General features: G+C 41.3%; 12 protein-coding genes. 8 read left to right on the forward strand and 4 right to left on the reverse strand.

Annotation, left to right across the window (positions count from 1 at the left end):
• Positions 1-39: 39 nt before the first annotated feature.
• The 3 genes from GD597_RS13900 to GD597_RS13910 all read right to left on the reverse strand — a co-directional run bounded on the left by GD597_RS13900 (position 40) and on the right by GD597_RS13910 (position 3,283).
• Positions 40-1,464, reverse strand: a complete 1,425-nt coding sequence (locus GD597_RS13900) for a sugar transferase (protein ID WP_171608481.1) — start codon at positions 1,462-1,464, stop codon at positions 40-42.
• A gap of 6 nt (positions 1,465-1,470) precedes the next feature.
• Positions 1,471-2,448, reverse strand: a complete 978-nt coding sequence (locus GD597_RS13905) for a Gfo/Idh/MocA family protein (RefSeq protein WP_171608482.1) — start codon at positions 2,446-2,448, stop codon at positions 1,471-1,473.
• Positions 2,449-2,749: 301 nt separating this feature from the next.
• Positions 2,750-3,283, reverse strand: coding sequence for a transposase (locus GD597_RS13910; RefSeq protein ID WP_171608483.1), 534 nt, complete (start codon positions 3,281-3,283; stop codon positions 2,750-2,752).
• Positions 3,284-3,815: 532 nt separating this feature from the next.
• On the opposite strand from GD597_RS13910, the gene GD597_RS13915 reads away from it, so the two are divergent.
• Positions 3,816-4,715: a phytanoyl-CoA dioxygenase family protein gene (locus GD597_RS13915; protein ID WP_235954300.1), complete on the forward strand. Its 900-nt coding sequence runs from the start codon at positions 3,816-3,818 to the stop codon at positions 4,713-4,715.
• Here the strand turns inward: GD597_RS13915 and GD597_RS13920 are convergent.
• Positions 4,712-5,980, reverse strand: a complete 1,269-nt coding sequence (locus GD597_RS13920; protein ID WP_171608484.1) for a replication-associated recombination protein A — start codon at positions 5,978-5,980, stop codon at positions 4,712-4,714. The two genes, GD597_RS13915 and GD597_RS13920, sit on opposite strands and share 4 nt — an antisense overlap.
• Before the next feature lie 334 nt (positions 5,981-6,314).
• Here GD597_RS13920 and GD597_RS13925 point away from each other — a divergent pair, with 334 nt between their 5' ends.
• The 7 genes from GD597_RS13925 to GD597_RS13955 all read left to right on the forward strand — a co-directional run bounded on the left by GD597_RS13925 (position 6,315) and on the right by GD597_RS13955 (position 13,600).
• Positions 6,315-6,833: an RNA polymerase sigma factor gene (locus tag GD597_RS13925; RefSeq protein ID WP_171608485.1), complete on the forward strand. Its 519-nt coding sequence runs from the start codon at positions 6,315-6,317 to the stop codon at positions 6,831-6,833.
• A complete protein-coding gene (locus tag GD597_RS13930; RefSeq protein ID WP_171608486.1) occupies positions 6,830-7,519 on the forward strand; it encodes a hypothetical protein in 690 nt (229 codons plus the stop codon). Before GD597_RS13925 ends, GD597_RS13930 begins: the two co-directional genes overlap by 4 nt.
• Before the next feature lie 288 nt (positions 7,520-7,807).
• Positions 7,808-8,266 (forward strand): PepSY-like domain-containing protein, encoded by a 459-nt coding sequence (locus GD597_RS13935; RefSeq protein ID WP_171608487.1) that lies wholly within the window; start codon positions 7,808-7,810, stop codon positions 8,264-8,266.
• 95 nt (positions 8,267-8,361) lie between these two features.
• Positions 8,362-10,218, forward strand: coding sequence for a M1 family metallopeptidase (locus tag GD597_RS13940; RefSeq protein WP_171608488.1), 1,857 nt, complete (start codon positions 8,362-8,364; stop codon positions 10,216-10,218).
• 310 nt (positions 10,219-10,528) lie between these two features.
• The gene (locus tag GD597_RS13945; protein ID WP_171608489.1) at positions 10,529-11,428 is read left to right on the forward strand and encodes a YitT family protein; all 900 of its coding nucleotides are present in this window, start codon (positions 10,529-10,531) and stop codon (positions 11,426-11,428) included.
• Between the two features lie 6 nt (positions 11,429-11,434).
• Entirely contained in the window at positions 11,435-11,998 is a 564-nt protein-coding gene (locus GD597_RS13950; protein WP_171608490.1) for an HD domain-containing protein, read from the forward strand.
• 267 nt (positions 11,999-12,265) lie between these two features.
• On the forward strand, positions 12,266-13,600 hold the full coding sequence (locus tag GD597_RS13955; protein ID WP_171608491.1) for an ATP-binding protein: 1,335 nt from the start codon (positions 12,266-12,268) through the stop codon (positions 13,598-13,600).
• The last annotated feature ends 162 nt before the right edge of the window (positions 13,601-13,762 follow it).

The raw sequence follows: 13,762 nt of genomic DNA on the forward strand, positions 1-13,762 counted from the left end.
AGCTGCACTGGCTACCAATGCCGGGTACATAATGCCTGTTTATTTACCCTGCCCGGTTAAAATAATTTTTAGGGTATATAGCATAATTTTAAAATCCAGCAGCAGCGATATGTTTTCAATATACACCAAGTCGTACTGCATACGCTGTATCATTTCGGCAGTAGTAGAAGCATAGCCAAACTGCACCATACCCCAGGAAGTGAGCCCCGGTTTTACTTTTAGCAAATACCGGAAATAGGGGGTTTGACGATTCAACTGGTCAATATAAAATTTACGTTCTGGGCGGGGGCCAATAAAGCTCATTTCGCCAATAAAAATATTCCATAACTGTGGCAGCTCATCAATACGCCATTTGCGCATAATGCGCCCCCAGCGCGTAATACGGGCATCGTTTCCCGACGATAATGCCGGCCCGTTTTTTTCAGCATCTATATACATAGACCGAAACTTGTAAATAGTAAAGGGCTGGCCACGATAGCCAATTCTTTCCTGTGCAAAAATGATACTGCCCGGCGAGGATAATTTTGTTTTAATGGCCGCAAAAAGCAATAGCGGACTTAATACCACCGCCGCCAGAAAAGAGAAAGCTACATCTACCAGTCGTTTAATATTTCTTTGCCACTCAGGCATTAATCCGGTATCAATAGCAATTAACAATGCACCTAAAATATTTTCTGTTTTAACAGCGCCCGATAATATTTGAAATGTTTCAGGTATCATTTTCACCTCCACATCTTTCTCGCTAAGCCTACTGATGATTTCATCTGTTTCGCTTTGTTCTGTGGCGTCCATGGCAATAATAACCCGCTGTATAGCCATTTGCGCTATCAGGGCTTCCAGTTGCGGCAAACCGCCCAAATAGGGGGTATACCGGGCCAGTCCGGTTTTTTGTTGCGGCTCGGGTGCAATAAACCCCACAATGCTATAGCCCGATGCATCGTGTGCACGTTTAATATCTTTAAATACTTCTGAGGCTTTGCGGCTATTGCCCACAATAAGGGTGTTAAAGGAAAAGCGGCCGGCATGCAATTGCATTTTTGTAATGGTTAAAATCAGCAGGCGGCCGGCATAAACTACGCCTGTTTGTAAAAACAAAAGGCTAAAAAAAGTATAATAGAAATAGGTATAATTATGCTCCCTGTCGTTAAAAAAAAGCAGGAATAACAAAATAATAGCCCCTATAAAACTTTGAATAAACGTGGTGGTTAATTCCTGTAATCTTGATTTTTTATATACAGGTGTATTGTACGATCCAATTACGGCATATATCACCACCCATAACAACACGCATAAACCAAGGCTAATGGGGAAAAAGCTATCCTGTGTAAACAACCCATACAGGGTTTGTGGTGTTTCGTTGAGTAAATGCCGGCGCTGCAATGCAATACAACTCCATACTATAGCTGTGGCAAACATATCGCTAACTATGTACCAACTAATATGTATGGGTTTTTTTTGGCGCATACCCGTTTATGCTACCACAGTGGTGGCGCTAATTTTTTCCAGAATTTTATGCGCTACTTCCATGGCCAGGTAGCCATCAATTTCGGTAACTGCGGTTGGGGTATTGGTAGCAATAGACTGTACAAATGCCTGCAATTCCTCTTTAATGGCGTTCGATGGTTTGGTTTCGGGGTTTATTACGGCAATGGTTTTGGTGCCGCCATTGGGTGTTTCCAGGTCAAAGCTAAAAGCGTTTTCATCGCCTGGCTGTTTAAGTTTAATAATCTCGGTTTTCTTTTCCAGAAAGTCAATACCAATATAGGCGTCTTTTTGAAACAGCCTCATTTTGCGCATACGTTTCATGCTAATACGGCTGCTGGTAAGGTTGGCTACGGCACCATTATTAAATTCAATGCGTACGTTGGCAATATCGGGGGTTTCCGTCATAACGGCTACGCCGCTGGCGTGTATATTGCGCACATCGCTTTTTATCAGGCTAAGTATAATGTCAATATCATGTATCATTAAATCCAGTATCACACTTACTTCGGTGCCACGTGGGTTAAACTGTGCCAGGCGGTGTACCTCAATAAACATGGGGTTTAGTTGCATGTTTTTAATGGCCTGGTAAGCGGGGTTAAAACGTTCTACATGGCCCACCTGTAACTTAATACCGGCTTCTTTTACCATCTTCATAATTTGACGGCCTTCCTCAATGGTATTGGCAAGGGGTTTTTCTACAAATACATGTTTTCCCTTACGTATGGCGGCTTCGCACAAAACAAAATGATAATTGGTAGGGGCAACAATATCTGCAGCATCAATCCTGTCCAACAGGCTATGTATATCTGCAAAACGGGTAAGTCCGTATTTGGTAATTACCTCATTGGCAATGGCATCATTGGGGTCGTAAAAACCAACCAATTCCACATCCGCCATTTCTTTCCAGTTATTCAAATGAAATTTGCCCAAATGGCCCACCCCAAAAACACCAACTTTCAACATATAAAAAGTTTATGCTGTAAAGATAAGGTTTGGGGCCAATGCTTACCCGCTGGCAGGGACCATGTTAATAAATAGGTTTTTAAAGCTAAGGGCTATTATTGGCCCGGCAATAGATACCATTTTCCCCATCCGTTGCGTCGCACTCTTGTGCGGTTGGATACTTTGGGCGGCTTTTACCGCAGCGTATATTAAAGCAAAGCCGGTTGGCTGGGACTACAACTGAACTAAGAAAACGCAGGGGTTTTCATAGTTTGATTTATGACCAATGACAAAGCTAATTTCTAACCACTTTTGGATATCTTCAGCCTTTTACTTTTAAGTCCAGTTCTGAAGCCAGATAATCAATTAGTTTATCAATCTTGCTTGTTACATCTGTATAAAAATAACCATTAAGCTCTACAGCTCTCTTTATTATGCCCTCATTTAGCTCATCCGAAATAGGCAGGGAAGAAATTTGCTTATCAAGTTCAACCATAAATGCATAAAAAGATAGCAGCTCCTGAAAGGCCTTTTCGGATACGAGTCTTCGAGAAATACTTATGTCTCTGCGGATTTGGTTGAAAACCTCCCAGATTTTCTCGTCATACTCTTTTCTAGCTATATTGTACTCTTTGAGATTATTTGGGATTGCATAATAAACTACTTTCATAGACATGTATCGCCATTTCCAAAGCGTCTGCGCTATGTCGTCCAAAAACTTCGATTGAGCCTCAATAATCTTGGTTTGCCGTGCTTTTCTTTCGTCTATCTTTTTTAAGATGTAAGGCACAAGGAATCCAGTGAGGGAAGCTGTTAGTAAGAGTAAAACGATTTTCTCGATGAAATCCTGGCTCATAATTTATTGCTGACTAACCATGAAATGTTAAGCCAAACGGCCTAACATACTATTTTACATCCAAAATCGGCGTATTACCAAATCTACGCTATATCATATAAACGTCAATATTTAATATTAAATAATTAATAGCAGGTCTATGTTCGCATAGTGGGAGTTAATTATATGAAAATTCATGAGAATTTGCATAATAACTTGTCATCAGGTGAAAAGATCAAGACTGTTTGTCCAATTTTCATAGTGGGTACGAAGCAACTGCCTATAGTGGAGTAAACAAGGGATTTTTCAACCCTGCTCCACAGACAAAAATACTTGAACGGTTCCAATTATTTTCTCTTCAAAATGTGCATCTCCTTCTCCTAAATATAGATTTGAGTGTGCCAGGGTTTATTTTTTATTTTCGGTGTATATAAAAAGCCGAATAGCATTACCCACTGCACAAGAGTGCGACGCAAGTAAAGCTGCATGCCTGCACCATCCCCTGGCTCACCACCTGTTTACTGCTTATTTGGTTTGCTAAAAACAATTACATTTGAACAAACGAATTTTTATGCCATATAAAGACCTTGGTAGTGTACATGAGTTGGTGAGTAATTTATTTAACTGGCCTACCAGCGCCGAAGAATGGGAGCAGTATAAACTTAGCGAATCTCAGATTGCTTTTTTTAATGAAAATGGCTACCTGCCAGGTATTAAAATGCTGGATGCTACACAGGTAGCGGCAATTAATGAAGAAATTGCTGCCCTTGCCGATCCTAAGCACCCCGGTCATCATTTGTTTTACGAATTTCATAGTAACGAATCCACTGATCCCTCTACCATATTATTCCATGCATTAGGCGCCTGGCGTATTACACCCGGACTACACGATGCCCTTTGGAACCCCCGTTTTGTAATGGCTGCCAGTCAGCTATTGGGAAATGTGCCTGTACGTTTCTGGCACGATCAGTTGTTTTGCAAACCACCCAAAAAAGGTGGTGTAGTGGCCTGGCACCAGGATTACTCGTATTGGACAAGAACCAAACCCGTAGCACACCTTACCTGCTGGTGCGGTTTAGACGATTCAACCCAGGCCAACGGATGCCTGCAATATGTACCCGGTAGCCAAAACTGGGGCTTGCTGGATAAACCCGATCTGGCGGGCAATATGATGGGTATTATGGATTATTTAAACGAGGAACAAAAACAAGAGTTTAAACCCATACCGGTAGAAACGAAGGCCGGAGAAGCCATTTTTCACCACTCTCTTACCTTACATGGTTCGGGAGAAAATACATCGCCCAATCCACGCCGGGCCTTTGTGTTAAATGTGTTTGCAGATGGGGTACACAGTGATTCAGATGATGAATTGTTACAGGGCGTACCACCCGTACCAAAGGGCCATAAAATGGAAGGTCCGTTTTTCCCCTTATTATTTAGCGGGGTGGTTTAGTAGCCATATTTCTCTTTCCACAAATTGCGTAAGTATTTGCGCAGTTCTTCTTCACGGGCATTTTGGCCGGGCACATAAAATGCCGTACCACTTAATTGGGGTGGCAGGTACTCCTGCGGGGCAAAATTACCCTGGTAGGAGTGGGCATATTTATAACCTTTGCCATAATCCATTTGTTTCATCATTTTGGTAGGGGCATTGCGTATGTGCAGGGGCACGGGTAAATCGCCCAGTTGCTCTACGGCCGCCAATGCTGCACCAATTGCGGCATAAGCTGCATTGCTTTTGGCACTGGAGGCCAGGTAGGTGGCGCATTGCGATAAAATGATCCTGGATTCCGGATAACCTATTTTGCTAACGGCATCAAAAGTGGCATTGGCCAGTAAAAGCGCATTGGGGTTGGCATTGCCAATATCTTCACTGGAAAAAATAAGCATGCGGCGGGCAATAAATTTTACATCTTCTCCACCCTCAATCATGCGGGCCAGCCAGTAAACTGCGCCATTGGGGTCGCTGCCACGCATGCTTTTTATAAAGGCCGATATGATATCATAATGTTGCTCTCCCTGTTTATCGTAAAGGGCAATTCGTTTTTGGGCTACCTGCATTACATAGGCATCTGTAATTGTTATAGTAGTGCCCGGGTTTTCGTGGGCAGTAACTACCAGCTCCAGCAGGTTTAGCAGTTTGCGGGCATCGCCGCCCGAAATATTGATCAGGGCCGCTGTCTCCTGTAAATCTACCTGGTATTGCTGCATCATCGTATCGTGCAATAATGCTTGTTGCAACAGGTTAACCATATCGGCTTCGCTAAGGGCTTTTAACACAAATACCTGGCTGCGGCTTAGTAAGGCGGCGTTTACTTCAAAAGAGGGGTTCTCGGTAGTGGCGCCAATCAGGGTAATGATGCCTTTTTCCACTGCACCCAGTAAAGCATCCTGCTGGCCCTTATTAAAACGATGAATTTCATCAATAAACAAAATGGCTTTAGTTTGCTGTTTGGCCTGTTCTATTACTTCGCGTACTTCTTTAACGCCACTGCTTATGGCACTTAACTGGTAAAAAGGCTGTTGCAGGGTATGGGCAATAATATTGGCAATGGTGGTTTTGCCCACACCGGGCGGCCCCCAAAAAATCATGGAGGGGATATTGCCTTTTTCTATGGCCGTACGCAAAATGCTGCCTTTGCCGGTAAGGTGTTGCTGCCCCACCAGCTCGTCAAGGCTATTGGGTCTTAATCTTTCTGCAAGTGGTGCAGTAGGCATGCTGTTTTTTTGGTAAAAATATCAATCATTCTCCGCAATTTGCCAAACAGCCATTATTAGCCCAGCTATTGATTGTTTGTGGGGCTTTACTTGCGTCGCACACTTCAAGTTGCTGAACCTGTATGGGCTTTTTTCGTAATTGGCTTTTAAGAAATAGTACATAGTTATTCTATAGTACAAGAGTGCGACGCAAGTAAAGCTGCCATTTGTTTTTTAGCCGGGTAACAGAAATAGTAATTTTAATAAAAATGGTTTCCACAAAAAATATCTCTGGCCACTGTGTGATTTTTTTGCTGTTGCTGCGAATAATGATAAAAGGTTTATTTACAATTTCATGAATACACTTGCTGATAAAGACAAATTTTTGCGGCTGATTGAAGCGAATAAGGGCATTATTTTTAAAATATGCAATGCTTACTGCCATAATAAGTCCGATAGGGAGGATGTGGCCCAGGAAATAATTTATCACCTCTGGAAATCGGGTAACAGTTTTAATCCCGATTATCAATTTTCTACCTGGATGTACCGTATTGCCTTGAATGTAGCTATTTCTTTTTATCGCAACGGTCGGCAAACCATTGCAGCTGCACCATTTACCGGACAGGTTTTTGAGCTGGAAGATAGCAACACATCGCCAGATGAAACCGAAGAACATATTGCCCTGCTGCATAAGTGTATTAACGAATTAAAAGAACTGGACAGGGCCTTGATGCTCTTGTACCTGGAAGCAAAATCTTATCAGGAAATAGGAGAAATATTAGGCATTAGCACCACCAATGTAGCCACTAAAATAAATCGTATTAAAACCAAAATAAAACAATCATTTCAACACAATAAATCAATTACAAAATGAACAATAGCGACGAATTAATGCAGTTATGGCAGTCTTACGACAAAAAGCTTAATACATCGCTGGCCATAAACAAACATTGCATTGAAGCCATTCAAACTCAAAAAGTACTAACTGCCTTTAACCACGTAAAAGTGTATAAGTATATAGAAATTGGTACAGGCCTTTTTTGTATGTGGTTGTTGGGTAGCTTTTTGGCAAGTAATATCACCAATATGTATTTTGTTGCAGCAGCAGCAGTGTTAATGCTGTTTTGTATGGTGGCCATAATTGGCGCAGCGCATCAACTGGTGCTTATTGGCCAGGTGCAATACAACGGGGCGGTTATTGAAGGGCAGCGTAAATTAACTTTATTGCAGTCAACCGTTTTTATACAAACTTCTATAGTTACCTATTTGCGGCTGGCTTTGTTAAGTTTACCTTTTTATACTGCCTATCTTATTATAGGTTTCAAAGTGTTTTTTGGGATAAATATTGTTGAGCAGGGCAATAGCAACTGGTGGATATCTCAAATAGTATTAAGCATTTTATTTGTGCCACTGTCTATTTGGATGTATAAGAAAATATCGTACAAAAACCTGCACATACCATGGGTACGCACCTTAATTGAAGGTGCTGGTGGCAAAGCCACACGTAAGGCCATGGATTATATTCAGGAACTAAACGAATTTGAAAAGGAATTGGCATAAAACAATAGCTGTAGCAGCCGTATTTCTTAATGGTTAAGATTGGCAAAGGTTTAAGGTTTTATTGGCCAGTCGATAGAGCAGGCATGATACATCGTTGTGTCACTCACTTGTACCGCATAACTGGTAGCAGCAATTTTTTTAACAAACAGTATTAAGCATCTAGAAAAGCCTATAAGTGCTGGCCAATACAAGTAAACCAATAAAACAGGTATAACCCTTATTGTTAGCACAGCGTTAAGTTCTTTTTTTCACCTTTTTATTTGCTGGTTTTGCCTGAAATTTACAGCAATGCATCAACAACGCTATTTCAGGTATTTGGGCATAATGCTGTTGGTTTCACTGTTAACGGCACCTGGGTTTGCGCAACTGCGCAAAATACCTTTTGATGTAACAGATGCATTCATGTCGCGCTATCCGCACGCCGAAAAACTGGAATGGCGGGATAAGCTTACTGCTTTTGAAGCACATTTTTATTTAAACGGTTTTGAAATGACGGCCGATTTTACCGCCAGAGGCGACTGGCAGAAAACCGAGAAATTCCTGAACCTGAATACCCTGCACAATGAAGTGGCAGCTGGTTTTAAGAAATGCAGGTATGCCGGTTGGGCGATTATTTCCATCGCCGAAATAAGTATTATCAGCGAGCCGGTGGTGTACCGTATACTGGTTAAAAAAACAAGCCTGCAAAAGAAATACCTGTATTTTAATGCCCGTGGAAAATTGTTGCGCGAAGCTATTACGCTGTAAAGCAATTGACCACTTGTTTGCCTGTTTAGGTAAAAAATACCGGGGGCAATACTGTTTTTTTATAACTTCAATGCCATCACTAAATATAGAACGGAATGAAATTCAGCAGTACTGTTTGTTTTTTGTTATTATGCGTAGGTATTGTTAAGGCCCAGCCCGACCGTTGGCAGCAACGTATTAAATATGCCATTAACGTGGATATGAATGTGGCTACTAACCGATTTACCGGTACGGAAAAAATTGATTACTGGAACAATTCTCCGGATACCTTAAACCGTATTTTTTTTCACTTATACTGGAATGCTTTTCAGCCCAATAGCATGATGGATGTGCGCAGCCGCGAATTGGGTAAAACCATTTTGGGTAATGATAAAAAGGGTAATCCCGTGCAGGATTGGGACAGCCGTGTAACAGACCGCATCAGCAAACTGCAGCCCAATGAAATTGGGTATCAAAATGTGCAGTATGTAAAAATAAATGGGGTAGCCCAAAAACTTATTACCCACGAAACCATACTGGAAGTAATACTCGATAAACCCATTTTGCCAAAATCAAAAACAGCACTCGAAGTGGCTTTTGAAGCCCAGGTGCCTTTGCAGGTGCGCAGAAGCGGCCGCGATAATGCAGAGGGGGTACGTTATAGCATGAGCCAATGGTACCCCAAAGTTACAGAGTATGATTACCAGGGCTGGAATGCCAATCCCTATATTGCCCGGGAGTTCTATGGCGTTTGGGGCGATTATGATGTAAATATTAACATTGATAAAACGTACATGATTGCCGGCTCCGGCACACTTCAAAATGCCGGGGATATTGGCTTTGGTTACGAAGCAGCAGGCACTACCGTTAAAAAACCTACAGGCAATACTGTTACCTGGAAATTTGTTGCCCAAAATGTACACGATTTTGTATGGGCTGCCGATCCGGAGTATACCATTTTAAAACAGCAGGTGAAGGATGGTCCGTTAATTTATGTGATTTACAAAAAAGGTGCAGGCAATGATAAGGATTGGGAACAGGTGTTAAATAAAGCCGTTACAGCTTATCCCTTTATTGCCAAAACTTTTGGTGCATACCCCTATAAAAATTATTCATTTATACAGGGCGGTGATGGCGGTATGGAGTATCCCATGGCTACCTTAATTAAAAATGCAAGTGTAGGTACAGCTATACATGAGTGGATGCATAGCTGGTATCAGGGAATGATGGGTAGCAATGAAAGTCTTTTTGCCTGGATGGATGAAGGGTTTACTACTTATGCCGAGCTAAGAACCAGTGCATGGTTGGCTAAAAATGATACTTCATTTGCGTTTGCCAATGCTTACGCCTCGTATTACCGCCTGGCAAAAGGTAAACTGGAAGAGCCCATGACTACCCATTCTGACCATTTTAATACCAATTCAGCCTATTCATCTGCTGCATATTCAAAAGGGGCTGTTTTTTTAGCACAGCTGGGCTATATAGTGGGCGATGCAGTGCTGGATAAAATATTGCTGGAATACTATAACCAATGGCGTTTTAAACATCCTAATGCCAACGATTTTATAAGGGTGGCAGAAAAAGTAAGTGGCATAGAATTGCAGTGGTATAAAGAATACTGGGTATACACCACCAAAAATATTGATTATGCCCTTGGTGATGTTAATATGGATAATGGTGCCACCAGCATACTATTAAAACGCATAGGATATATGCCCATGCCGGTTGATGTAATGGTTACCTATAAAGATGGTTCTAAAGAAATGTATTATATACCCATGAACCTGATGTATGGTGCCAAGCCAGCAGAAAATACCATTCCCCGCTTTGTGCAACCAGAATGGAAATGGGTAAACCCTGAGTATACGCTTACACTAAATAGAAATGTTGCGGATATTAAAGAAATAGAAATAGACCCCAGCAAAAGACTGGCCGATGTAAACAGGGTAAATAATAAGCTTACGGTTCCTTAACAGGGAATATTATATTGCAATAACAAGGGCCGGTTGTATTACCGGCTTTTGTTTGCCCATCCTTATTTGGTGTAAAGTTGTTTTGCTATAGTTTGTGTTGGCTGTTAGCAGCTGCCCATGTTGTACAGTACAAGTGTGCGACGCAAGTACAGCCGCTATGGAAATATGTTGCCGGGCCCAAAAAATACTTCATCTAATTTGGGGTTTAGCGCTTACTGCTGTTGTGTAATTGAAACAGCAAACCAATAAATTTATCTTTCATAATAAAAAGAGTGTCTTACATTAGTATACTTAAAAACAGTTCGTATTCATGCGCAAGAAAAAGTATAATGGCGATAGGGTGATTTGGAAAAATGTTTGGGATGCTAAAAATCTGCTGCACATAATTGCCGGTACAGCACTGGCTGTGTTGGCAATGAAGGGCTTTATGATACCCAACAGGTTTATGGATGGCGGCGTTACCGGTATTTCCATATTGCTGCACGAAATATTTCATATTAATATCAGTATACTCGTGCTGGGCATTAATGCCTTTTTTATTTACCTGGGCTACAGAAGAATTGGTAAAACATTTGCGGTGCAAACCACCATTGCGGTATTACTGCTATCGGCAGGTCTTTTGTTTATTAATATACAACCCATTACCAGCGATAAATTATTAATTGCCATATTTGGCGGTATATTAATTGGTGCCGGGGTAGGCCTTGTAATTAGGGGCGGCGGTGTAATTGATGGTGCAGAAGTAATTGCCGTTTTTACCAAACGCAGAACAGGGCTGTCTAACAGCGAAATAATCATGATGATCAATACCCTCATTTTTGCGGTAGCCGCATTGCAATTTGGCATTGAAACCGCCATGTATTCCATCATTACCTATTTTACTGCCACCCGTGTTACAGATTATGTGGTAGATGGTATTGAAGAATTTACCGCTGTAAACATCATCTGCTCGCAGCAGGAAGATGTAAAAAATTTGCTGGTAAACGATCTGGGTAAAGGCATTACCGTTTACAAAGGCGAACGGGGGTATTTACCCGGTAGTTTTGATGTTAAAATAGATTGCGAAATTATAGTTACCATAGTTACCCGTTTAGAAATTAAGCAAATACACGATGCCGTTATGCGGATAGACCCCAAAGCATTTATGTATGTGCAAACCATAAAAGAAGCTACCGGTGGCGTACTTAAATCAAAGGCCCATGTAAAGTAATTGCCTATGAAAGAATTTGTTGTAGACTTATTAAAAAACAACCTGTCATTATATTTTTTTTACCACAATCCGGCGCATACCCTTTATGTGCTGGAAAAAGCATTGGAAATTAGCCAAACCGAAAACTGTAGTGCAGAAGAAATTGCCCTGCTAACTGTAGCCGTACTTTGGCACGATACGGGTTATATCATCACCTATGCCAATCACGAAGAAGCAGGTTGCACACTGGCCCGTAAATATTTGCCCGATTATGGCCTATCCCTCCCCGATATTGAAAAAGTATGTGGTATGATAATGGCCACCAAAATACCACAGCAGCCAAAAAATAAATTAGAGCAAATAATTGCCGATGCCGATCTGGAATATTTAGGTACAGACAGTGCCGCTATTCAGGCCGAAAATTTATATAAAGAACTGCAATACATAAACCCGCAACTTACCCGCGAAAGGTGGAACCAAATGCAAATAAGCTTTATACAACAACACCAATATTTTACCCGCTTTTGCATAGAAAACCGGGAGCCTGTAAAACAGCAATACCTGCAGCAAATTATTAACAGCACCTTGTAAAATAAGGCAATTTTTTAGGCCAGGCAATTGGCATGCAATGCAGCATCCTTGCGTCGCACACTTGTACGGTTGGATACTTTATGCAGCAGGCCATACCTTTACAAACAACGACTTAAGTTCTGATTGTTTTATGCGTGGTCCATAAAACAGTAAACAAAACAAAGCTGCATTGCACAGATTATCTTTAATTTGCTATACAAAAACAGAAAGCGACCAAACACTGGTATATAGTACATAAATTCACTCCCATCATTCATTCAATATATTATGAGTTTTGATTTTATACTTGGAATGGTTCTATTTAGTTACCTGCGTAAGTTTTTACGCACCACCGGCCTAACCAGCTTTTGGGATAAAGTGCTGCAATATGGACTGATCATTTCAATTGTTCTGATGGTAATTAATATAGTACAACCTGGCGGCAGGCATGTTACGGAGTGGATTATGCATCTTATTTTGGTTGCCTTTATTTACATTACTTTAAAGCTACCCATTTTTAAGCCGGCAAGATCTATTATATACGCCGTATTGCCCCTTGTAATAATAGCCATTATAGAGGATGTTTTACAGCTGTTAAACAATAATCAGTACGATGATTGGCTGGATTCTGCAGAAATATTTGCAATTGTTTGGTGGGCTGCCATGTGGTTTATTATCAACAGACAAAAAAAGGCGCTGGAAAAAGCGCAACAAAAGGCCAAAGAAAAAGAAGCCGAAATAAAAATTACCGAAGCCTTAAAAGCCGAATTGGAAGTACAAGTGGCCGAGCGTACAGCGCAACTTACTGCCCAAAAAGAGGAGTTGCAACTGGCCATTACAGAATTAAAAGCCACACAGGCACAATTAATTCAGTCAGAAAAAATGGCATCGCTGGGTGAGCTTACTGCCGGCATTGCCCATGAAATTCAAAACCCGCTGAACTTTGTAAACAACTTTTCTGAAGTAAATGCAGAACTGGTTGAAGAAATGAAAACAGCATTGGCCTCCGGCGATAAAGAGGAAGCGATTGCCATTGCCAATGATATTGCCGCCAACGAACAAAAAATAAACCACCATGGCAAGCGGGCCGATGCGATTGTAAAAGGCATGTTACAACATAGCCGTACCAGCAGCGCCATAAAAGAACCTGCCGATATAAATGCATTGGCTGATGAGTATTTTCGGCTGGCTTACCATGGGTTAAGGGCAAAAGATAAAACATTTAATGCCACCCTAAAATCTAATTTTGACGACACTATTGGCAGCATCAATATTATTCCGCAGGATATTGGCAGGGTAGTGCTTAACCTGTTTACCAATGCATTTTATGCGGTAACCGAACGGAAAAAGCAAAACATACCCGGTTACGAACCCACCGTTACGCTTAGCACCAAAAAACAAGGCAATAAAGTGGTAGTGATGGTGCAGGACAATGGGAATGGCATTCCTCAAAAAGTGGTAGATAAAATATTTCAACCTTTCTTTACCACCAAGCCCACCGGGCAGGGTACAGGCCTGGGCTTAAGTTTAAGTTACGATATTGTAAAAGCACATAATGGGGAATTAAAAGTAACAACAACCGAAGGCACAGGCACAGTGTTTATTATTGAGTTGCCGGTGTAAATGGTGCGGGGTAGATGCAGTTGTATATGCAAAGCAGGTTTAAGGTGGATATAGGTTTTTAAAAAAAATTTGTAAAATTGAAGCTGCATGACTGTTTGCAATGTTTAGGTTATTATAAGGCTGTTTACTTTGCTGCATAGCGAACCGAACCCTGAAGAGTGC

Origin of the sequence: Limnovirga soli, assembly GCF_013106755.1 — a bacterium.
GTDB lineage: Bacteria > Bacteroidota > Bacteroidia > Chitinophagales > Chitinophagaceae > Limnovirga > Limnovirga soli.

Coding starts and splice junctions, on each gene's coding strand:
- GD597_RS13945 (WP_171608489.1), top strand. CDS start 10,529: ATGCGCAAGAAAAAGTATAATGGCGATAGGGTGATTTGGAAAAATGTT.
- GD597_RS13905 (WP_171608482.1), bottom strand. CDS start 2,448: ATGTTGAAAGTTGGTGTTTTTGGGGTGGGCCATTTGGGCAAATTTCAT.
- GD597_RS13950 (WP_171608490.1), top strand. CDS start 11,435: ATGAAAGAATTTGTTGTAGACTTATTAAAAAACAACCTGTCATTATAT.
- GD597_RS13910 (WP_171608483.1), bottom strand. CDS start 3,283: ATGAGCCAGGATTTCATCGAGAAAATCGTTTTACTCTTACTAACAGCT.
- GD597_RS13920 (WP_171608484.1), bottom strand. CDS start 5,980: ATGCCTACTGCACCACTTGCAGAAAGATTAAGACCCAATAGCCTTGAC.
- GD597_RS13940 (WP_171608488.1), top strand. CDS start 8,362: ATGAAATTCAGCAGTACTGTTTGTTTTTTGTTATTATGCGTAGGTATT.
- GD597_RS13930 (WP_171608486.1), top strand. CDS start 6,830: ATGAACAATAGCGACGAATTAATGCAGTTATGGCAGTCTTACGACAAA.
- GD597_RS13935 (WP_171608487.1), top strand. CDS start 7,808: ATGCATCAACAACGCTATTTCAGGTATTTGGGCATAATGCTGTTGGTT.
- GD597_RS13900 (WP_171608481.1), bottom strand. CDS start 1,464: ATGCGCCAAAAAAAACCCATACATATTAGTTGGTACATAGTTAGCGAT.
- GD597_RS13925 (WP_171608485.1), top strand. CDS start 6,315: ATGAATACACTTGCTGATAAAGACAAATTTTTGCGGCTGATTGAAGCG.
- GD597_RS13955 (WP_171608491.1), top strand. CDS start 12,266: ATGAGTTTTGATTTTATACTTGGAATGGTTCTATTTAGTTACCTGCGT.